Raw genomic sequence first — 21298 nt, 5'->3', positions numbered from 1 at the left:
GTTGTTTAAATTTATATAATAATGTTCTTTTGTAATTCACAAGTGCACAAGTTTTCTACCATAGTCATTATAAACATATGTCTATTTATTATATATCAAAACATAGAGTATAATCAAATTGTAAACCATTTATAATAAAGCAACAAACAAAAATATCAACAATTAACTCTATTGCTTTTATAATTTACTATAAATCTATGCATCTTTATATATACAAATCACATCAAGGATTATTTAGTAGAAGTATTTCTTCTTCTGTCAATTCTCTATATTCCCCTGGCAATAAAGCTTCATCCAAATTCAATCTACCCATAGAAACTCTTTTTAAGTACACGACTTTTTTATTTACTGCTTTAAACATTTTCTTAACTTGATGAAACTTACCTTCTTTAATAGTAAGGTAAACTTTAGATATATTATCTGTATCAATAATTTCAAGCTGAGCAGGCATAGTCTTATATTCTCCGTCAATTACTACACCTTCAGCAAAAATTTTTTTATCCTCTTCAGTAACATATCCTTCTACTTCTACATAATATTTTTTCTCAACATGTTTTTTGGGAGACAATAAATTATGCGCTAGCTTACCATCATTAGAAATAATTAATAATCCTTCTGTATCTTTATCTAACCTTCCTACTGGAAAAGGATCAAATACCCTATATTTTTCATCTATTAAGTCGATTACAGTTCTTGATAATGGATCATCTGTCGAAGAAACTACTCCTTTAGGCTTATTCATCATCAAATAAATAAATTCTCTATATTCAACAACTTTATCACCTATTTCAATTACAGCTTTATATGGATTTAACTTATATGAACTATCCCTTACTATTTCGCCATTTACTTTTACTAATCCATTTTTTATCACTTTCTTTATATCTTTTCTACTACCATAACCTAAATTAGAAAGTATTTTGTCTAATCTAATCTTTTTATCCATAACTCCCTCCTGCTATTATTTCATTCTCCATTCAGGTCGATAATAGTTTTTAAGAAAACTGTCAGTCTGTTTACCCCATCCTGCAGGGAATCCATCAATACATACTAATTTCCATCCTTTTTTATCACTTAACATCAATGTTTCACCTTTAAGATATTTAATAACCTCTATACTTTCACTTGAAAAATCTATTACATTCCTAAAGTATTCTTTCTTAAAAGCTAAAGCTAATGACTGACTAGGTTCAAATCTATTTTTTTTGATTTTCCCTAAATATAAACCTAAATTAGCGACCTTAATACCAGTTAAATCAGGTAATTCATCAGGTATACTATATAAATTCTCTCCTATACTATGAAGGCTCTCTTTCAATGATATTTCCATGTTTAAATCTTCAAACTCTAAATAAACATCATAATTTAAACATTTTTTATTGAATCTATTAAGTTCTTCAATCTGACCATCTTTTTTTCTAAGTAAGGCTATAAAATGACCTTCTCCTTTGATTTTATGTGGCCATGCTCTTAAAGTCTCTTGAATCTCTACTCTGCCATCTATCCATTCTGGTCTACCTCTATCTAACACATTAATATTTTTTATTTCAACTACCTCGAATTCTGGAAACTCTCTCAAAAACCATTCTATTGTACCTTCATTTTCTTCTGGAGAAAATGTACAAGTTGAATAAACTAACATGCCACCTGGCTTTAACATTCTAGGAATATATTTCAATATATCTTTCTGTATTTCTGAACACTGCTTTACTGAAAATTTGCTCCAACTCTTAACAGACTTTGGGTCTTTCCTAAACATACCTTCTCCCGAGCAAGGAGCATCAACTAAAATCTTGTCAAAAAAGTACTTAAACTTTTCAGCTAGTCTTTCTGGAGTTTCATTTGTCACTATAGAATTTCTAATTCCAAACATTTCAATATTTTTAGTTAACGCTCTAACTCTTTTAGGACTTATATCATTAGCAACAAGCAAACCCTTACCGTTTAATTTTGCACCAATCTGAGTTGCTTTCCCACCAGGAGCAGCACTTATATCTAGTACTCTATCTCCTGGCTTAGGGTCCAAAACTTCAACTGGTATCATTGCACTTGGTTCTTGAATATAATACAAACCACAATGATAGTAAGGATGTTTTCCTGGTCTTACTCTATCAAAATCATCTATGTAAAAACCTTCCCTGCACCAAGGTATCTCCCTTAAATCAAAAGGTGATATTTTCTTAAAATCTTCTACACTTAATTTTAATGTATTTACTCTTATACCTTTATATGACTCTTTATCATAACTTTCGATAAAATCATTATATTCATTTCCTAATAAACCCTGCATCTTTATCAAAAATTCTTCTGGTAAATTCATAAAACCACCTACTTTAACTTTTTCCTTTATATTTTATAATTAACTTAACCCTTTTTCAAATAAATTATTTTTGAAAAATGTGGTTGCTGTTAAATTTTCTGATATGAATAATTATTTGAAGTTTCCATACACTATTCTTGAAGCTATTAAAAGGCTTAATGTATAAAATTAAAGGAGGATGTCAATTGCGCGCACAAAAGACAGATAATTATATTGGTAGAGTAAAATGTAGTGTAAATAGTTGTTATTATTATGGAGAAGGTGATCATTGTCTAGCATCTTCAATTCAAATTCAACCACCTAATGCTAGTAATTCTCATGAAACTGACTGTGCAACTTTTACACCTAAAAACAAATGGTAATGAAATAAGGCGGCTTATGCCGCCATATTACTTAATTATAGCCCTAACAAAATATATAGGTTTACCTTGACTAATAAATTTCTCTTCATATTCAGTTTTTACAGTATCTAAATCTCCATCTCTATAAAGATTTAACGAAATGTCTCTTAATTCAAGTCCAAATTCACTCATTTCATTTAATGAAAATTCAAATAATCTCTCATTATCAGTTTTAAAATGGATTTCACCATTAACTTTTAGTATCTTTTTATATTTACTTAAAAATTCTTTATAGGTTAATCTTCTTTTAGCATGTCTTTTCTTTGGCCAAGGGTCACAAAAGTTTATATAAATTCTATCAACTTCATTTTCTTCAAATATATTTTCTATTTCATTAACATTAAAAAGTAAAAATTTAATATTATTTAATTCTTTAGCTTCTGCCTTTTTTACAGCCTGAAACAATACATCTGCTATTTTTTCAACTCCAATATATCCAACATTTCCATTCCTCTCAGCCAAAGTTGTTATAAACTGACCTTTCCCAGTCCCTAATTCTATATGTAAACTATCTTTATCAAATATATCTTTCCATTTCCCTTTATATTCAACGGGATTTTTAACTAAATAATTATCTTTCTCTAAAAGTTTCTCTAATAAACCTTTCTTCCTCCTTAGTCTTCCCATAAAAATACCTCCATGTAATTATTGTACTAATATATATTAACATATTTCAAATAGTTTTTAATAATCCATAGGAAATTATATTCCTTGTTAAATTAATGAGTAAATTTGAATATAATTTCCGTTTATGGATTTCAACAAAATCTACCTTAGTTTATTTAAATCAAAGATTTTGTTCTAATCCATAGGAAATTATATTTCTTATTAAATTATAAGTAAAAACAAAAGGGCAATTAATTGTCCTAACTAATTATCCTTTCTTATTTTTATATAAACCATTGACCAAATATTTATTTGTGGAATTATAAATTCAATAGCATTCCCTTGACTATGAGATACAATATTAAAAGGAAGTTGCTTTGTTATTCCATTTTCAATATCAGGGGATGCAAAATATACTCCTTCAACTTCTTCATTTATAATATAAGTACATAATATATCTTTTTGAATAATTGGGCTGTTTTTACCTTTATTCCACAGTTCATCTTCTATTCCTATCAAATTAATAAAATTAATTACTTTAAATCTTTTGTTTTGTTTTAATACTACTGATACAGTATCTTTTTTGTAATCTGAAGAAAAGTTACTACCCTTAAAGATTACCTCTCCGTTTATTCCATTAGCATAAGTCATTGATATGTCTTCTAAATCACTACTATATAAAAGTTCTTTATATTTAACAATAAAATCATAATAACTCCTTAAAATATTTTCAAATTCAGTCCTATATTTACCATAATTGACATAATACGCTTCTGCTAATGCTCCATTCTTTTCACCTAACATAAGATGATAACCACCATTAGAAAATATTACTGCCATTGTTAATAATGCTGCAGTTTCTTTTAAGCTATTATCTATAGCTTCATTAAAAGGATGAATATACGCTGCTAATATAACATTCTTATTACTAGCAATTATTCTAGCATTCTTTATCAAATTTGCTAGATGCCAATATTTATCATTTGGTTCCCACACTTCTATATATATAGCATCTTGCTCAGTTTTTGCTACATCCTCAATAGGCCAATTATTTACACAATTAAATATTACTATTGATTCATCTTTTATTTTTTCTAGTTCTCTCTTCGTAGCATTAATTAGCTTCGGAAAAGCTTCATTTAAATAAACTACTTTATTATCAATACCAGAGATGGCTGTCTTCGGGAATCCATATTGGTCTAAGTGAATTCCATCAAAATCCATTTCAGTTAATGCCTTTTTAAATTCTTCGATAATATGCTTATGCCAAGGACAATTTGCACTGATATTCATTATTCCAATAATATCAATTAAATCAAACTTCTCACCTGTATTTTTATATAATAACTGTTCAGGAAATTTCTCAAAATATTCTTTTTCAGCTCCATATACTGCTCCATATGCAATTGCTTTCATTCCATATTTATGACATAATTTAATCTTATTATCTATAGCTGACTTATAAAGTTTTCTACCTAAAGGGTCAACAAATACATTTTCTTTTGGTATTAAATCATGATGCCTATACATCCAATCATAAAATTGAACTATATTTATATGATACTTATTTAATTGTTTTATATCATCTACATCTACAATATCTCTCTCATAAAATTCACTTAAAAATCCATATCTTAGAGAATCTTTTGTATTATTAACAACATCAAATGCAGTGTATTTATTACCAATACAAACTTCATATCCTCCAATTCCGAATTCGCCTAATTCTACCATCATTATTTTATCTTTTATTACTATCTCTTTTCTTAATATTTCTATATTAAGATGTTTAACAGAAATACTATATTTATCATAATTAGCTTCATTCGATTCAATTATTAATCCTATCTTATCTCCTAATAAGTACTGGCACTTATCACAATAAATATCTAGTATCATTTTCCCACTCCCTATTTATCTATAACTATCATATCCCAGTATTTTAATCTAGGCACTGTAATCAAAATATATTTACCATATTTATCTTGACCTCTTTTATATTTAATATATTCTAGCATACCTTCGTTATAATCAGGAGATGCTAATCTTACACTTGTTACATCTTCTTCAATATAATATTTCACTTTAAAATTTTCTTTTATATAAGGTTCTTTTTTATTTCCTAAATCATCTCTCCATAAGTTGTCATTACCTAGTAAATTTATTAGATGTAATACTTCTTTATTCTCTTTATTTTTAACAAAATACCATATACTATTGCTTTCTCCTCTTTCGCTTGTTTTTTCATTATCTATAACAATTCTCCTATTTATTTCCTCTACATTATCTCTTAATAGATTTTGATAAGCTACTACAAAATCATAATATTCCTGTATTTTTAGCTTTAATTCATCTGTCATTTTTAAATTATTATTTGGAAAATATTCATTACATAGCATTCCTGTATCACCAAATTCTATATGTGAACCTCCAGATGCAAATATCACAGCATCTGTAAGTAAAACACCTGGAGTATTAAATTTCCCATTCTTTTTTGATTTTCTATAGTTCATATAAGCAGCTAAAACAATAGATTTTTCACCCTTACTAAATTTCTGCCCTTTATCAACTATTTTTTTTAAATCAAAATAGGTTTTATTACTATCCCACACTTCAGTATATAAAAAATCAACTTGAGTATTAGATGCTACCAAAACTTGTCCATATTCTTCAACAGTATTAAATACTACTCTTTTGTTTAGATAATTTTTCGCATTATTTATAAATTGTGGATAAGCTTGTAATAAGTCAACAATTTTACCTTCATAATCAAACCTAAGCCCTCTATAACCTAGTTGGTCAATATGCCATCCATCAAAGCCAAAAACTTCAAAAACCTTCTTCTCTTGCTCAAGTATATAATCCTGCCATTCACGATTCAAAGGATTCATTAAGTATAACTTTGAAGTAGCCCAAGTCTTGGGTAATGGATGATAATCCATTTTCTTCCCTTTAGAATCTTTAAATAATCCCCACTCTTTTTTTACACCATCATTCTCAAAATTATCATAAACACCAAACATTAAATTATAATTCATAGCCATCATATTATGGTTATGTGCATATTTAATATATTTATCTACAGTATTTTTACAAATATTTCTATTAGCTATATCCTTCCATTCATCATTAGGATTATCTACAGTCCCTGCTAAAGGCTTATGATGTTTATATTGCCAGTCATAAAACTGTAAGCCATTAATATGATATTTATTTAAAAAAGAAATAATTTCAGAAATCTCAATTTCATCCATTTCTCTAAAAGTAGCTATATAACCATATCTGGGGAACTTACTCCAATCTGAAGATACATCTATTGCTGTTGCTTTCATATCTAATAATTTATTTTTAGATTCAAACCAGCACTCAGCACTATACCCTACATAATCATATTCCTTAGCTTTCCAAATTAAGTTTAAAATCTTTTTCTTATCATTATCTAAAGTTATTTCATCACTTATTATTCGGTCTATCTCATTCCCTAAGTATTTTATAATTATTATAACTCTTCCCTTCACCTTTTCTTTTTCACTCTTTAATTCTATTATAAATTTAACTTTATCACTAGGATTGTATCGAGCTTTATCCACATAAAAATCAGATATTATCTTTATATTTTGTAATTTTTTATATTCAAATGTAAGTTTTGTACACCCAGTAGAAATAAACATTATAAAAATCAGAAAAACAGTTATAGCTTTATATTTCAAAATTAACACCTCTATCCCTTTATTGAACCGTTCAAAGCTCCACTTTTAACAAATTTTTTCTGGAATATAATAAATATTAATATAACAGGAACAATAGCTATCAGTGAAGCAGCAAATATAAGTCCCCAGTCAGATGCGTGTTGCCCTCTAAATAGCTGTAATGCAATTGGAAGTGTTCTCTTACTTGGAGTCTTTATAAGAGTCAATGCACCGTAAAACTCATCCCAAAAACCTGTAAATGCAAATATAGAAAAAGTCCCTAACGCTGGTTTAGAAAGTGGTAAAATAATTTTTGTAAATATAGTCCACCTGCTACCACCATCTATAATTACAGATTCTTCTAATTCAATTGGAATAGATTCAAAAAATCCTCTTAAGAAAAAAGTATTTCCAGCTATTCCACCTCCAATATAAAGCAAAATTAATCCCGTATATGTATCTACAAGTTTCATACTCTTTATCACCAAGAATTGTGGAACTATATTAAGAAGTCCTGGAACCATCATAGTAAATAGAAAAATTTTAAAAATTATTTCTTTCCCTTTAAAATTAAATCTAGCAAATCCATAAGCTGTTAATGATGAAACTATTAATGCAAATATTGTAGAAAGTATCGAAACAAAAGCACTATTCAAAAAATATCTCCCAAAATTATTAGATTTTATAGCATTTATGAAATTGCCTAAATAGAAGCTTTTTGGAAAAAGAATAGGTGGATATGGCATAGTATAAGTATCAGGGGTAAATGCTGTAGCTATCATATACATAAATGGAAACAAAGTTGTAACTCCAAAAATTAATAAAATTACGTATAAAGGAATTCTTTTTAATTTATTCAATTTTGTCCCCCCTATTGACTAAGCTTTTTGATCTTTAAATAATCTTTGCTGCAATATTGTAATGGTAAAAATCACCAAACCCATTAAAACTGATAAAGCTGATGAATATCCAAACTTGAACTCTGTAAATGCAACTTTATACATATAACTTAATAGTACTTCAGTTCTTCCCATAGGACCACCATTAGTAATCATCAGTACTTGAATGAATACATTGAATGACCCTATTATTAAATTAACTAAAATATAAAATGTAATAGGTCTTACTGAAGGTATCGTAATATATAAGAATTTTTGAATTCCATTAGCACCATCTATTTCAGCTGCTTCATAATAAGATTTATTTATGCCTTGCAAAGCAGCCAAATAAACTATCATTACCCAACCAATGCCTTTCCATATGCCCAAGGACCATATGATTATATTCGCCGTCCATCTATTGCTTAACCAAGCTATTGGAGCTTTTATAAGATTCAAATTCATAAGAAAGTAATTAATAAAACCCCCTTTACCTGATTCAAATAAATATCTAAATATTAATGATACAACAACCCATGAAGATATAACAGGTATGTAATATAATACTCTAAAAAAAAGCTTCCCTTTAATCTTAGAGTTAATAACTGCTGCAATTATCAATCCAAATATCATTTGGAAAGGAACAGTAATTAATCCATATAATATAGTATTAACAAACGCCACGTGAACTTTAGGATCTTTAAAAGCTCTTATGTAATTGTCAAAATAAACAATTTTCTCTGTTTTACTAAGTAAAATATTGTATTCAGTAAAACTCATATATATATTTCTTAATAAAGGATATACTACAAATACTGACAATAAGATAAGACCAGTTATTATAAAGGGTAATACTTCTATCCATCTTTTTAGTCCTCTTCTAGAAATAATGGTGGACTTTTTAGTCTTTATATGAAATTTTAATGCCAAACTGTCCCCCCCTTTTTTTTGTGAGATTATAGAAAAATAATTTTCAAGGCAAAAGCCTTGAAAATTATTTTTCTTTTAATAACTCATCACAAATTTTAGCTGCTTCATCAAGAGCTGACTTAGCATCTTTTTCTCCTCTTAATACACTTTCAAAAGCTAAGCCTATCGATTCTGACATTTTCTCCCAATTTGGATGAGGAGTCCTTGGTTTTGCTGTTTTCAACTGCTCAATGTAATTTTTAATAAAAGGATTCTCTTGAACTTCTTTTGAATTAGCAGCTTTAATGTTAGTAGGTACTAATCCTGTACTTGCCATTATTTTTTGTGGTTTTTCACTTAACATCCATTTCATAAATGTCCAAGCAGCTTCTTTATTTTTTGATGTCTTAAACATTACTAAATCTTCCCCACCAACTACAGAAACACTACCACCTTTACCAGCCGGCATAATGGTATTAACAGTATTTTTTAGAGCTTTTTCTCCTACTATACTATAATACCAAGGACCATCTTCCATCATTAAATAGTTTCCACCTTCCATTCCACCCCAAGTATCAGGCTGTTCACCCAATACACAAGGACCTACTAAACCTTCTTTATACCAGCTCGCTATTGTTTCAAGAGCTTTAATACTATCAGGGCTATTTAAATATCCACTTGCTTTTGTATATTTATCATCAGTAATTGAACCTCCTAAACTCCAAAAATATGGTAACATTCCCCAAGTATGACTTCCTCCTATAGCTATCCCCCACTTGTCATCCTTATCTTTTAGTTTTCTAGCTAACTCTACTAGTTCATCCATTGTTTTTGGAGGCTCTTTAGCACCTACTTCTTCTAATACTGCCTTATTATATATTGCTATCTTAGTATTTGTATTTAATGGTAGTCCGTAATATTTACCATTATAATAATTTGTAGCTAAAGGACCTGGAAAAACTTGTTTTTTTAGCTCTTTGAATCCTTCATAATTTGTGATATCCTCTAAAGCACCTAATTTAGCAAATTCAGGAACCCAAATAATATCCATTCTCATCAAATCAGGAGCTGCATCTCCAGATACTCCAGCAATAACTTGCTGTTTTAATCCCTCATATGGCATTCTTGTAGGGATAACCTTTATGTTTGGGTATTCTTTCTCAAATTCAGGAATAACTTGTTTCTCAAAAACTTCTGTTTCTGTATCACTATATGTATGCCAAATTGTAATTTCTGTAACCTTCTTTACCTCTGTGTTATCGTTTGTACTAGTTGTCTTCGTACAACCTGATAATACCATTGAAATAATTAAAATAAAAATTGAAAAGATTGAAACTAATGATGAAATTCTTTTTGTTTTAAACATTTTAACTCCCCCTTATTTTTTATATAAATTCCCTTAATTAATAAGGAAATTCATTCTTATAAATTTATTATAAATACCTCTTAATTCTTTTTTTGTTGTCTTTTGTTTTCTATTTCATTTAATAATATTAAATACATTGCATGAGACCATAATAAAGGCTTTGCAACTTTCCCCCACTTTTCCTCCCAATATTTTATGTATTCTGAATTATTAGTAATATATAGAACTTGTTCAGGTAAATTACCTTCTTCATCACTCTGGTTTTCTACCCACTCTATTATTTTTTTTGCTTTATCAATTTTATTGATACTTAAATAATACCATCCTAGCCAACAAGTCAGTAAAATCCATTGACCCCCACCATAATATGTATCTTCAGGATATCTTTTAACTCCTCCATCTTCATATAACTTCTCTTCTATTAATTTAACAGTTTTTTTCATGATTGGATTATTGGGATCTACTACGTTAAATGGAACACTTAGCCATAGAAGGCTAGAATCAATGCTATCTGAACCTATGTATTTAATAAATCTGCCATCTTTTGTTCCTTCCTCTAAAATAAATTTTTTTATTTCTTCTGCTAGATTATATAGTTCTATCTCTCCTAAATATCTATTAATACCTCTAATACCACCATATACACAAGCTAATGTTGATGGATGTATCTTGGTACCGTTTTCCTCCCAGCAGTCATAGTTTGGTATTTTCCATACCATTTCTAAATAATCTAATGTAATTCTTATACTTTCTTGAAACTCAACAATTAAATACTCATCATTTGTTATGTTTATATATTCCGATAAACACCACAACCAAGCCCCATATCCATCAATTTGAAAATTAGGCCAATCATCTCTTACTTCAAATCCTCGCAAAGTATATCTTGTTGGTAAAAAATCTGTAGCTAACAATTTTTCGCCATTTTTAAGCTTTGAAGATATACTTCTAACCTTATCTTTATATCTTAATATTACATTATTAACCCAATCAAGAAACTTCTTGCAAGACTCTATTTGATTAGAAACCAACATTGAATAAGCAATAAAACTACCATCTCTAAGCCATGAATATTTATAGTTTTCAAAATATGGACATGCTACATAGGCACCTGATTGATTTTGATTATTTAGTATAACTTTAATACTATATTCCTTTAATTTCATTTATGTTCCTCTCCCCCCTTTCAAACTCTCTATGTTGCTATGCTTGATAAATAATCTTAAGTAACCATCTTTGTAATTCTTTACCATAATTATATCATACTTTCTTTCGTGAAGCAAGTAAGTTCTGAAAATAAAACTTTAATAAATAATATATTGTGCCTATATATTATTTATTAAAGTTTTTTTATCCTTATATATTGGTTCACCTAATAATTCACTTAATACTAATATTGATGCACCCAATAAAAATTTTTCGTTGCTTAATTCATCAATTTCTATTTTAGTCTCATAAGCTCCAACTTTATGAAACCAGTTTTCATTCATTGACTCTAAAATATTTGAAATGATAAATTTCTTTTCTTTTATTTCCTTACCACTAATAATAATTTTTTCTGGATTAAAATGCATTATCACATTTATTAAGCCATATCCAATATTATTACAAGCTATTTTAATAGCTTCAAGAGAATCGGCATCACCTTTGCCTGCTAACTCTATAATTTGTTCTATTGTATATAATTTACCTGTTTTTTCTTTAACATATTCTATTATAAAACCTTCAGACGCATGAGCTTCTAGGCATCCTCTTTGACCACAATAACATTGCCTACCATCTACATTAATAATCATGTGTCCAATCTCTCCAGCACCACCAATAGCTCCTCTATAAAGTCTATCATCAATAATTATTCCAGAACCTATACCTTCACCAATAGTTACACAAACAAAATTTCTATTATCTTTACCTTTTCCAAACCATTTCTGTGCTAACGCATAACAGTTAACATCATTATCTAAATATACACTCACATTAAATTTTTCCTTTATGATACTCTTAAAGTTAATGTTTTTCCATCCCAAAAGTGATGAAGATATAAGGCGCCCATTTTCTTGATCAACAATACCAGATACAGCAATCCCTATTCCTTGAAGCTTTCCATTTCTCTCCTTTATCTCTTCAACAAGTTCACTTATCCCCTTTATTAGTAACTCATGAACTGTATCAAATGTTGCTCTTTTAGCATATTCGTACACTTTTGTACTAATAATAATTGGTTTGAGATTAGTTAAAGCCATAATAATATGTTTATCTTCAATCTTAACTCCTATTATATAACTATAATTGTTATTAAAGACTAAGTTTATCGGTTTTCTACCTCCTGTAGACTTACCTTCTCCTACAGAAAAAATAATATTTTGCTCAAGAAGTTCATCACAAATTTTAGTAATTGTAGATAAGACAAGTTTAGTATTCTTTGAAATTTGTGTTCTACTAATTGGCCCTTTATTTCTTATTTCTCTAATAACCAAAGCCCTATTAATATCTTTAATTAAACTTTTGTTACCAATCCTTAGATTTTCCATAGTGCCCTCCAAGCTATTTAGTTTTATACTATATACATATATTACCTATAATATTATAATAATCCCTTTATTTATTCAAGTTCAATATATATTATATAAATCACATTTTTTAATAAGTTTATTACAAATTAACCTCTGTTTTCAGCTAACCTTCCTAATCGTGTATTAAATGTATTAATTATGCAATATTATATGTATGATTTTAGTGATTTTTCAAAATCTTTTTACACTTACTTGCTTCATCGAACAAAGTAGTGTATAATGTAATCAAAGTTATATAAAGTCATTATAACCAATATATTGCAAACTTTCTAGTTATCAATTTTATATGCTGTATTTCATCCCTATATCTTTCCTATAATAAAACGTTTTAAGAAAATCCATAAAAAGGAGGTGTTACATCATAAACGATTTGATAAAATTACTGAGCTTTTTAAAATACAAAAGAATTAAATTGTAAATTTACAAATGCTAAAAAGCTTATTACAAGCTTTAGTTATATATATCTTTTTAGGAGGATTTTATTAAATGAAATGTAAAAGATTAATTAATTATTTATTAATTTTAATACTTTTAGCGTCAAATATTTCCTTAACAAAACCTCAATTATCAAATATAGCCTATGCTACAAACAGTTATGTGACTAAAGTTTATGTAGATAAAGCCAGATACAATCCAAGTGAGACTGCTACCATTACTGTCGAGTTATCAAATTCTACTGAATCTGACTGGTCAGGTACTTTGTATCTTAATATCTACCACATGGAAACAGAAGTATATTCTACGAGTAAAAACATTTCCATACCAGCATACTCCAATTCTAATGAATCGTTTACCTGGATAACTCCCTCCTCTGACTTTAAAGGATATCTAGTAAAAGTTTCTACTGATTCAACTGATTATAAGACTACTGCAATTGATGTATCAAGCGATTGGACTAGATATCCAAGATATGGATACACAAGTGATTTTCCAACTGATGAAACATCTACTGAAAGTACAAATAAAATTACAGAATTAACTCGTGATTATCATATAAACATTTTCCAATTTTACGATTGGATGTGGCGTCATGATAAAAATTTCAAAAGAACTAATGGTCAAGTTGATGATACATGGAAGGATTTATTTGGTAGAACTATAAGTTGGGAAACAATTCAAAACCAGATAAATGCTGTTCACAGTCAAAATGCGAAAGCAATGGCATATCAAATGTCTTATGCAGCAAGAGAAGGTTATGATGCATATAATATAAAACCTAAGTGGGGAATTTATCAAGACAGAAATCATTCTATTCAGTATAATGTTGATTTCGGAGACGATTCTACTTATTTATGGTTATTTAATCCAGCAAACGAAGAGTGGCAAAATTATATAATAAATGAATACAAAGATGCAGTAAATACAGCTTCTTTTGATGGCATACAAATCGACCAAATGGGACAAAGAGATAACGTATTTGATTATTTTGGAAGACCTTTATATCTTAATGATTCCTTCTCTGATTTTGTCAATGAAGCAAAATCACAATTAACCACAAATAACTCTAACAAAAACTATATTACCTTTAATGTTGTTGATGGGACTGTTGACGGATGGGCGCTAAATGACATTTCTAAAAATGCTGATACAGATTTTGATTTCAGTGAAATATGGTGGAAATCAAATAGTTACAATGATATAAAAAATTATATTGAACAATTTAGAACTAACAACGGTAGTAAAGCTTTAGTACTCGCTGCCTACATGAACTACAATGATAATACAGGCACTAAATATGAAGCAGAATATGCAACATTAGTAAACGTAGGCGTAAATAACAATCATAGTGGATATACAGGTTCAGGCTTTGTAGATCAATTTGCCGAAGAAAATGATAGTGTTGAGTTTACTATTAATGTACCTGAAGACGGATTATATCCTCTCGTATTCAGATATTCAAATGACACTGGAAATACTGCAACAAGAAACCTATACATTGATGAAGAAACTTCTCCAAGAACGACATTAAGTTTTAAAGATTTGGAAAATTGGGATACATGGTCACACGACGTATTTTATACCACTTATCTAACTGTAGGTACTCATACTATAAAGTTACAATATGATTCAGAAAACTCAGGAGCCATCAATTTAGATAGTTTAACACTTGGAGAATTTGATGAGAACTCAGTAAGATTAGCAAACGCAACCTTTGCCGCCAGCGGTGCCTACCACATTGAATTAGGTGCCAATAAATATCATGCTACAATGCTTGCACATGAATATTACCCTCAGATAAGTAAAACAATGAGAAGTTCTCTACGAAATACAATGATGGAGTATTATGACTTCATTACTGCATATGAAAATCTTCTTTTTGATTCGGATATCAACTACGGTGATGGTGGAACACAGTTTGTATCAATAGAAAACGAAGAAATAACTGGCAGCGGAGAAAACGGCAAGATATGGTTTGTAATCAGAGAAAAAGAAAATTATGAAATACTCCACTTAATTAACCTTACAAACGAAAACGATACGCAGTGGCGAAATCCTACAAATCAACCTATATTTAAGAATAATATTAATATAAAATACTATATTGGGCCAAATGCAAACATAACCGGAGTCTACGTAGCATCACCTGACTTTAACCAGTGTGTAACTCAATCTCTTCAATATTCAATAGGTTCAGATAGCAATGGATATTATGTGTCCTTTACAGTTCCTAAGTTGGAATACTGGGATATGATTTACATTAAAAGAAGTTTTTCAACTCCTAATAATGAAATTTATGAAGCAGAAAATGCATTAAAAACAAATGTTAGTACTAACACAAATCACACAGGTTATTCTGGAACAGGTTTTGTAGATCAATTTGGAGAAAAAGGAGATTCAGTTTCTTTCTCTATAAAAGTAGATGAAGATAAAGATTATACATTAAAATTTAGATACGCAAATGATACAGGATATAAAGCAACCAGAGCACTATTCGTAGATGGAAAGTTCAGAGGTATAGTTTACTTTAATGATTTAGAAAATTGGGATACATGGGGAATAGCAGAAATCGGAGTCCACTTGAAGCCAGGTATACATCAAATAGTGCTTCTCTATGGTGAATACGAAAACTATGCTATTAATCTCGACTACTTAAAAGTAGAAGACAAAATTGAATACGCTAGAAGTCTGTACATTTCTGACTGGAATGATACAATTGCAATCTGGAAAGACAGCCTGACAAGAATAATTGATACTAGACAAAAAGGACCAAGAATTGATGAATTAAGATATAGTTTAGACTGGAGTACTAACCAGATTGTAGATTATTCAGGTTTTTTTAGAGATGAAACTAACAATGTGAAATATACTCAAATACAAAATTTTGATGCTCAAGGTTGGTTTGATTCTAATGGTGTATGTAACACTAATTATTTTCGATATAACGGAAATAGCCTTCCTGTCAATATAAAGAGAGATTATGCTATGATTCCAAATGAAGACTTCATGGTAGTAAGATATAACATCCAAAATCCTGGTACATCAAGTATAACATTTAATATATTGGATGCATTACATGTAAACAATAAAACTGGAAGCGGTACTAACATTTCTGCTTACTATGATTCAGAAAGAAATTCAATAATAGTTAATATGACAAATGCAGGACAATATTTTATAGGTCTTAGTTCATTCAGTTCTATTGATCAATACCAAGTAGGTGATGATACAAATACCGATATATCTAGCAGTACATGTAGCCCATGGTATACCTTTGATAATGACGGAACTTTAAAAAATAATACCAGTATTACAACTTCTGATATTTCTGTGGCAATGAGAAAATCAGTAACAATACCAGCACAAAGTAGTGAAACAATATACTTCTTGTTATCTATATCTGACACTATTGAAAATCTTGAATCTGCCATCGACAAAGCAAGATCACAAACTGGTGAATATTGGTTTAATAAAATCGCTAATGATTATACTGCTTGGTTAAATAGTGGTATAAGAACTAACTTTGAAGATGAATTTTTAAATACCGCATATGATAGATCTCTAATAGCTATTAAAAATGCAATTCAGCCAACTTCTGGTGCTATGCCAGCAACTACAAATCCATCATCATATGGATATAAAGTATGGGCTAGAGATTCAGCTGTTACAGCGATGGCTCTTGATGCATCAGGACATGTTGAAGAAGCAGAAAAGTATTGGTACTGGTTAGCCAACAGACAAAATGAAGACGGTACTTTCTATACATGTTTTGACATCTGGACAAATGAATGGATACCTTTTGTAGAACCAGAACATGATTCTATTGGTATGTTCCTAGTAGGTGCTTACAGGCATTATAAAAACACTGGTAATACAGAATTTCTAAATAATATTTGGCCAGCATACAAAAAGTCAGCAGATTTTATTATGAATAATATTAGTAGTAATGGATTTGGACCTGCTGACTGCAGCATATGGGAAGAAAATATAGAATATAATGCCTTTACTCAAGCTCTATATGTTGCTGGTTTAGATGCAGCTCAAATCATGGCAAAAGCTAAAGGACTTCAAGACCTTGCAGATTCTTATAACGGTGCTGCATCTACTATTCGTTCTGCAATTCAAAGAGATTCTACTGATTATACTTACAAGGGGTTATGGAATGTTTCAGAAAAAAGATTTAATCGTGCAGTATCAACAGATAATAATGAAGTTACTTTACATGACTCATCATCAAATGTACTAATATCATATGGAATTATAGATGCTCAATCATCAAGAGCTAAAAGTCATATAGATGCTATAATCGAAGCTTTAGGTCATGATACTTATGGAATTGCTAGATACGACAATGACGGATTTTATCATAACAAACCTTGGGACCCAGGCGGAGATGAAGCTCTAGAAGAAGAACCTTCATGGCCACAAATGGCAATGTGGGTGGCAATGTATGAAATTCAAAGTGGAAACGAAGCTTATAAAGCTAATGCTTTAAGAAGATTAAAGTGGTTTACTGAAAGAACAGCAAAAGGATATATGCCACAAGGAGAAGCAGTTTCAAATGTTACATTGAAACCAGCAATCAGTACAATGGTAGAACCTATCACTGGAGCATCTTATATATTAACTGCTCTAGCATATCTAGATAACTATGATATGAAAATATTGCCTCCTCAATATAATGCTGGAGTTCATAAATCACTAAATGTAAGTTCAGCCACTAATGGAGATTGGGATCAGTGGTGGAATGTACCATATTATAAAGATGCTATTGGTGATATTTTAGTAAATGATGTTAACTATGATATTGATAGAGTATATATTTCAAATGATGATGACAATTTGTATATAAGAATAGATACTGTTGGAACTGAACTACCTGGTTTTGATGAAAGTGAAAAATTTGCTGTTCATATATACAGTGAAGATTTTAATGGTACTGCTTCCACCTCTAGAAGTACAGCCATGTATGGAGCCGCCCTGTCAAGAGATATGAATTTTATGGTTGGACGATGGAGTGACAGTTTTGATTTTGCGAGATTTACTGCAGGAGCCTCTGGCTGGGATTGGAGTGAAAATATCACCAGTGTTATAGCTCCACAATGGGAAACTACCTCTGGTAGAATTGAAATAGTTATTCCATTCTCAAAATTATCAAGTTCAGGCTCAGTAAGTGATGGTTCCTGGGCAAATTTAGATATAATATTAGTAAAACAGACTGATGCAACACTAAATATATGGAATGAAGTAGACTCAATTTCTATTCACTACAGGAAAACTAATTCAAATACTCAATGGCTATGGGGAAATGTTGATTAAGTTACTAAAGTTAAAAAGCAAAAGACTACTATTCATGTAGTCTTTTGCTTTTTTTATAACATCATTTATCTTAATCTATATAAACAATATTATTTTATTTTAGATAATTTTCATACAGTAAAATCTACTTCTCTTAGCCTTAACTATCTAAACATAATTGATATTAATTATATTACATATTTCCTAATACTTTCAGGTACATCTTTTTCTTCAATATTCAAACTTAATATAAAATCTATTTTGAATTTATTAGCCAAGCTTTCTAACCTTTGAATATATTCAGGTAATAATGATATATCTATATCCACAATTTTATATACTGCATCAATGTAAATCTTCTCTATATCATAATCTTCTGCTATTAAACCACATAAAAAGCCATGGAACATTTCAATACCCTTAACTTCAAATTCCATGGCATTAATATATCTTATTTTATGATTAAGATCTAACATATGTTTTATATCTGAATCAATAAACACAATATCCCCCAAAGACTCTTTCGCATTTTCATTAGCCATTTTTATTAAACGCTTAGTCTTTCCAGTACCATTTTTCCCACAGACTAATTTAACCATTTTAATCCCCTCCAATTTAACCTTTTACATATAATTTCGTCACAACAAACTAAAATCCTTCAAATTTTTCAAACTATTCTTTAAATTTCTTAAGAGCACTACCATTTAAATAACTGCATTTTTTTCCTTGAAAAGTTTTTAACTCTATCATTTTATTAATTATTTCCTCTTTTATCTTCCACCAACTTGTATTCCAATTAACAAATAAAGCATTATCTTCAGGAGCTCTTCCTATAAGTCTCTGTACAACAATATCAGGTTTTAGATATTCTAAGAAATTAATAACTCTTAAAACATATTCATCCTTTGATATTATTTGTATTCTTCCTTCTTTATAAAGTTTCGCAAGAGGGGTATTTTCAACAACATATAAAGAATGCAATTTAACCTGATCAACTGATAAAGCAGACAATATTTTTGCGTTTTCAATAACATCATCCATTGTATCCCACGGCAGATTTAATATCAAATGTGTACATATTTCAAATCCAAAACTTTTAATCCTAATCACGCTATCAATAAATTCTGCTAAAGTATGCCCTCTGTTAATTTTTTTTAAAGTATGATAATTAACAGTCTGTAATCCTAATTCTATAGTAATATTAACTCCATAATCATTTTTTATTTCTTCAAGAAATTCTAAATATTTATCAGAAATACAATCTGGTCTTGTAGATATGTCAATTTCGACAATATCTTCTAATATAGATTCTGTGATATTTTTCTTAAATGAATCTATATCCATATATGTATTTGTAAAGTTTTGAAAGTAAGCTATAAATTTATTCGCTTTATACTTTTTTTTAATATATGCTTTATTTGTTAAAATCTGCTCTCTTACTGGAATCATATTTGATAAACTCTCAAAACCTGCACCTACTTCTCCACAAAAAATACAACCTCCATATCCTACTGATCCATCTCTATTAGGACATGTAATCGGTAAATTTATTGGAAGTTTATAAACTTTTTCTCCATATTTATTTTTTAAATAGACTGAATATACTCTGTATAAATCTTTTTCTTCCATACTGTCACCTCATTATAATTTCATTGTTCACTATTCGCTTCTCGCTATTCATTATTTTTATTTACCATTTTAATTAGGCTTTATTTATTTTATCACAAAAACTCATAATTAGTACTCAACTAACACAAAAAAGCTGCTGACATTATAAGCCAGCAGCTTTTGTGTGATTTAAGCACCTTCTTTAACAATATTTTCATCTTTAAAATACTTTAATCCTACAACTCCTAAATAACCCCAATAACTAATTACCTCAATTAAAGATGGATTGCCATTATACCCAAACATAGCCTTTAATATTGAACCTATAGTTCCTTTTTCATTTAATATACTATTTATGTTATATAAATGTTCAACTATTATAGGAATTACATGCGCTTCCTGTAGCTCGTGAATTCCATGAGCAAATAGCCCTGCTGCAATTAATATTATTAACCCTCCGGTAACTTTAAAGAATTGTTGTAAATTTAATTTTATTGTAGTCTTAAATATAATGTATGCTACGGCAATTGCTGCTATTAGCCCAATAATTGAACCAATTAAAGAACTTAACCATGATACTTGACTGGATAGTGCTTTAAAAAACAATACAACTTCTACACCTTCTCTATATACTGATAAAAAAGCAAGTGATGCTAATCCATACACTTTATTGTCACTAACGGCGCTGTCTATCTTTCTATGTAGGTCTTCTTTCAGACCTTTACTCTGATTTTTCATCCAAATAATCATTGAAGTAAGTATCACTACTGCAATAAGCATTATGATTCCTTCAAATATTTCTTCACTTCTTCCTTCAAAGCCACCTGCCAACGCTTCAAATAAGTAAGCAGTTGCACCACTTGCTAAAACAGCACTTCCTACACCTGCATATACATAGCTATTAAGGTCTTTCTTATTTATTTTAGCTAAATAACCTAATATAATCCCAATAATTAATGCTGCTTCAAGACCTTCTCTAAATATAAGTAAAAAACTACTAAACATATGATCACCTCTCCTTTATTAACATGCGTAATTGATATTGATTTTCATTTTTTATTACATTGTATTATGTAATAATAAAGTTGTCAAGTCTTTTTGATAACAATTATCATTATATGTGTAAATTGTTATTCTTGTATCAAAGAAAAATAGAACAAAATCTTCGATTTGAATAAATTAAAGAAGATTTTGTTGAAATCCATTACGGAA

Annotated in this window: 15 protein-coding genes; 2 read left to right on the top strand and 13 right to left on the bottom strand. The window is 29.3% G+C overall.

Annotated features, from left to right (window positions below; all coding sequences use genetic code 11):
* Positions 1 to 223: 223 nt before the first annotated feature.
* Positions 224 to 946: a pseudouridine synthase gene (locus BFN48_RS01325; RefSeq protein ID WP_069649077.1), complete on the bottom strand. Its 723-nt coding sequence runs from the start codon at positions 944 to 946 to the stop codon at positions 224 to 226.
* A gap of 15 nt (positions 947 to 961) precedes the next feature.
* Positions 962 to 2320, bottom strand: coding sequence for an RsmF rRNA methyltransferase first C-terminal domain-containing protein (locus tag BFN48_RS01320; protein ID WP_069649076.1), 1359 nt, complete (start codon positions 2318 to 2320; stop codon positions 962 to 964).
* 185 nt (positions 2321 to 2505) lie between these two features.
* Between BFN48_RS01320 and BFN48_RS01315 the strand changes: the two genes are divergently transcribed.
* A complete protein-coding gene (locus tag BFN48_RS01315; protein ID WP_069649075.1) occupies positions 2506 to 2682 on the top strand; it encodes a DUF1540 domain-containing protein in 177 nt (58 codons plus the stop codon).
* A 27-nt stretch (positions 2683 to 2709) separates the two neighbouring features.
* Here the strand turns inward: BFN48_RS01315 and trmB are convergent, their stop codons facing one another.
* The 8 genes from trmB to BFN48_RS01275 all read right to left on the bottom strand — a co-directional run bounded on the left by trmB (position 2710) and on the right by BFN48_RS01275 (position 12700).
* Positions 2710 to 3348: a tRNA (guanosine(46)-N7)-methyltransferase TrmB gene (gene trmB, locus BFN48_RS01310; protein WP_069649074.1), complete on the bottom strand. Its 639-nt coding sequence runs from the start codon at positions 3346 to 3348 to the stop codon at positions 2710 to 2712.
* A gap of 243 nt (positions 3349 to 3591) precedes the next feature.
* On the bottom strand, positions 3592 to 5226 hold the full coding sequence (locus BFN48_RS01305) for a glycoside hydrolase family 66 protein (RefSeq protein ID WP_207644680.1): 1635 nt from the start codon (positions 5224 to 5226) through the stop codon (positions 3592 to 3594).
* 11 nt (positions 5227 to 5237) lie between these two features.
* On the bottom strand, positions 5238 to 7037 hold the full coding sequence (locus BFN48_RS01300; protein ID WP_069649073.1) for a glycoside hydrolase family 66 protein: 1800 nt from the start codon (positions 7035 to 7037) through the stop codon (positions 5238 to 5240).
* A gap of 11 nt (positions 7038 to 7048) precedes the next feature.
* Positions 7049 to 7876: a carbohydrate ABC transporter permease gene (locus BFN48_RS01295; protein WP_069649072.1), complete on the bottom strand. Its 828-nt coding sequence runs from the start codon at positions 7874 to 7876 to the stop codon at positions 7049 to 7051.
* Between the two features lie 18 nt (positions 7877 to 7894).
* Entirely contained in the window at positions 7895 to 8824 is a 930-nt protein-coding gene (locus BFN48_RS01290) for a carbohydrate ABC transporter permease (protein ID WP_083238724.1), read from the bottom strand.
* Positions 8825 to 8888: 64 nt separating this feature from the next.
* Positions 8889 to 10169, bottom strand: a complete 1281-nt coding sequence (locus BFN48_RS01285) for an extracellular solute-binding protein (protein ID WP_069649071.1) — start codon at positions 10167 to 10169, stop codon at positions 8889 to 8891.
* Positions 10170 to 10249: 80 nt separating this feature from the next.
* Positions 10250 to 11335: a glycoside hydrolase family 15 protein gene (locus BFN48_RS01280; protein ID WP_069649070.1), complete on the bottom strand. Its 1086-nt coding sequence runs from the start codon at positions 11333 to 11335 to the stop codon at positions 10250 to 10252.
* Positions 11336 to 11494: 159 nt separating this feature from the next.
* Positions 11495 to 12700 (bottom strand): ROK family protein, encoded by a 1206-nt coding sequence (locus BFN48_RS01275; RefSeq protein WP_069649069.1) that lies wholly within the window; start codon positions 12698 to 12700, stop codon positions 11495 to 11497.
* Positions 12701 to 13228: 528 nt separating this feature from the next.
* Between BFN48_RS01275 and BFN48_RS01270 the strand changes: the two genes are divergently transcribed.
* Complete coding sequence (locus tag BFN48_RS01270) at positions 13229 to 18499, top strand: glycoside hydrolase family 66 protein (protein WP_069649068.1); 5271 nt, start codon at positions 13229 to 13231, stop codon at positions 18497 to 18499.
* Positions 18500 to 18666: 167 nt separating this feature from the next.
* Here BFN48_RS01270 and BFN48_RS01265 read toward each other — a convergent pair whose 3' ends face one another.
* The 3 genes from BFN48_RS01265 to BFN48_RS01255 all read right to left on the bottom strand — a co-directional run bounded on the left by BFN48_RS01265 (position 18667) and on the right by BFN48_RS01255 (position 21091).
* Complete coding sequence (locus BFN48_RS01265) at positions 18667 to 19077, bottom strand: hypothetical protein (protein ID WP_069649067.1); 411 nt, start codon at positions 19075 to 19077, stop codon at positions 18667 to 18669.
* 73 nt (positions 19078 to 19150) lie between these two features.
* A complete protein-coding gene (mnmL, locus tag BFN48_RS01260) occupies positions 19151 to 20107 on the bottom strand; it encodes a tRNA modification radical SAM protein MnmL/YtqA (protein ID WP_069649066.1) in 957 nt (318 codons plus the stop codon).
* Positions 20108 to 20275: 168 nt separating this feature from the next.
* Positions 20276 to 21091 (bottom strand): FTR1 family iron permease, encoded by an 816-nt coding sequence (locus tag BFN48_RS01255; protein ID WP_069649065.1) that lies wholly within the window; start codon positions 21089 to 21091, stop codon positions 20276 to 20278.
* Between the last annotated feature and the right edge of the window lie 207 nt (positions 21092 to 21298).

It is taken from the genome of Caloranaerobacter ferrireducens, from assembly GCF_001730685.1.
Lineage (GTDB): Bacteria > Bacillota > Clostridia > Tissierellales > Thermohalobacteraceae > Caloranaerobacter > Caloranaerobacter ferrireducens.
Note: the sequence above shows the minus strand (reverse complement) of the source record. Positions and strands in the feature narration are given on the sequence as shown.

Coding starts and splice junctions, on each gene's coding strand:
- BFN48_RS01325 (WP_069649077.1), bottom strand. CDS start 946: ATGGATAAAAAGATTAGATTAGACAAAATACTTTCTAATTTAGGTTAT.
- BFN48_RS01320 (WP_069649076.1), bottom strand. CDS start 2,320: ATGAATTTACCAGAAGAATTTTTGATAAAGATGCAGGGTTTATTAGGA.
- trmB (WP_069649074.1), bottom strand. CDS start 3,348: ATGGGAAGACTAAGGAGGAAGAAAGGTTTATTAGAGAAACTTTTAGAG.
- BFN48_RS01305 (WP_207644680.1), bottom strand. CDS start 5,226: ATGATACTAGATATTTATTGTGATAAGTGCCAGTACTTATTAGGAGAT.
- BFN48_RS01285 (WP_069649071.1), bottom strand. CDS start 10,169: ATGTTTAAAACAAAAAGAATTTCATCATTAGTTTCAATCTTTTCAATT.
- BFN48_RS01280 (WP_069649070.1), bottom strand. CDS start 11,335: ATGAAATTAAAGGAATATAGTATTAAAGTTATACTAAATAATCAAAAT.
- BFN48_RS01275 (WP_069649069.1), bottom strand. CDS start 12,700: ATGGAAAATCTAAGGATTGGTAACAAAAGTTTAATTAAAGATATTAAT.
- BFN48_RS01270 (WP_069649068.1), top strand. CDS start 13,229: ATGAAATGTAAAAGATTAATTAATTATTTATTAATTTTAATACTTTTA.
- BFN48_RS01265 (WP_069649067.1), bottom strand. CDS start 19,077: ATGGTTAAATTAGTCTGTGGGAAAAATGGTACTGGAAAGACTAAGCGT.
- mnmL (WP_069649066.1), bottom strand. CDS start 20,107: ATGGAAGAAAAAGATTTATACAGAGTATATTCAGTCTATTTAAAAAAT.
- BFN48_RS01255 (WP_069649065.1), bottom strand. CDS start 21,091: ATGTTTAGTAGTTTTTTACTTATATTTAGAGAAGGTCTTGAAGCAGCA.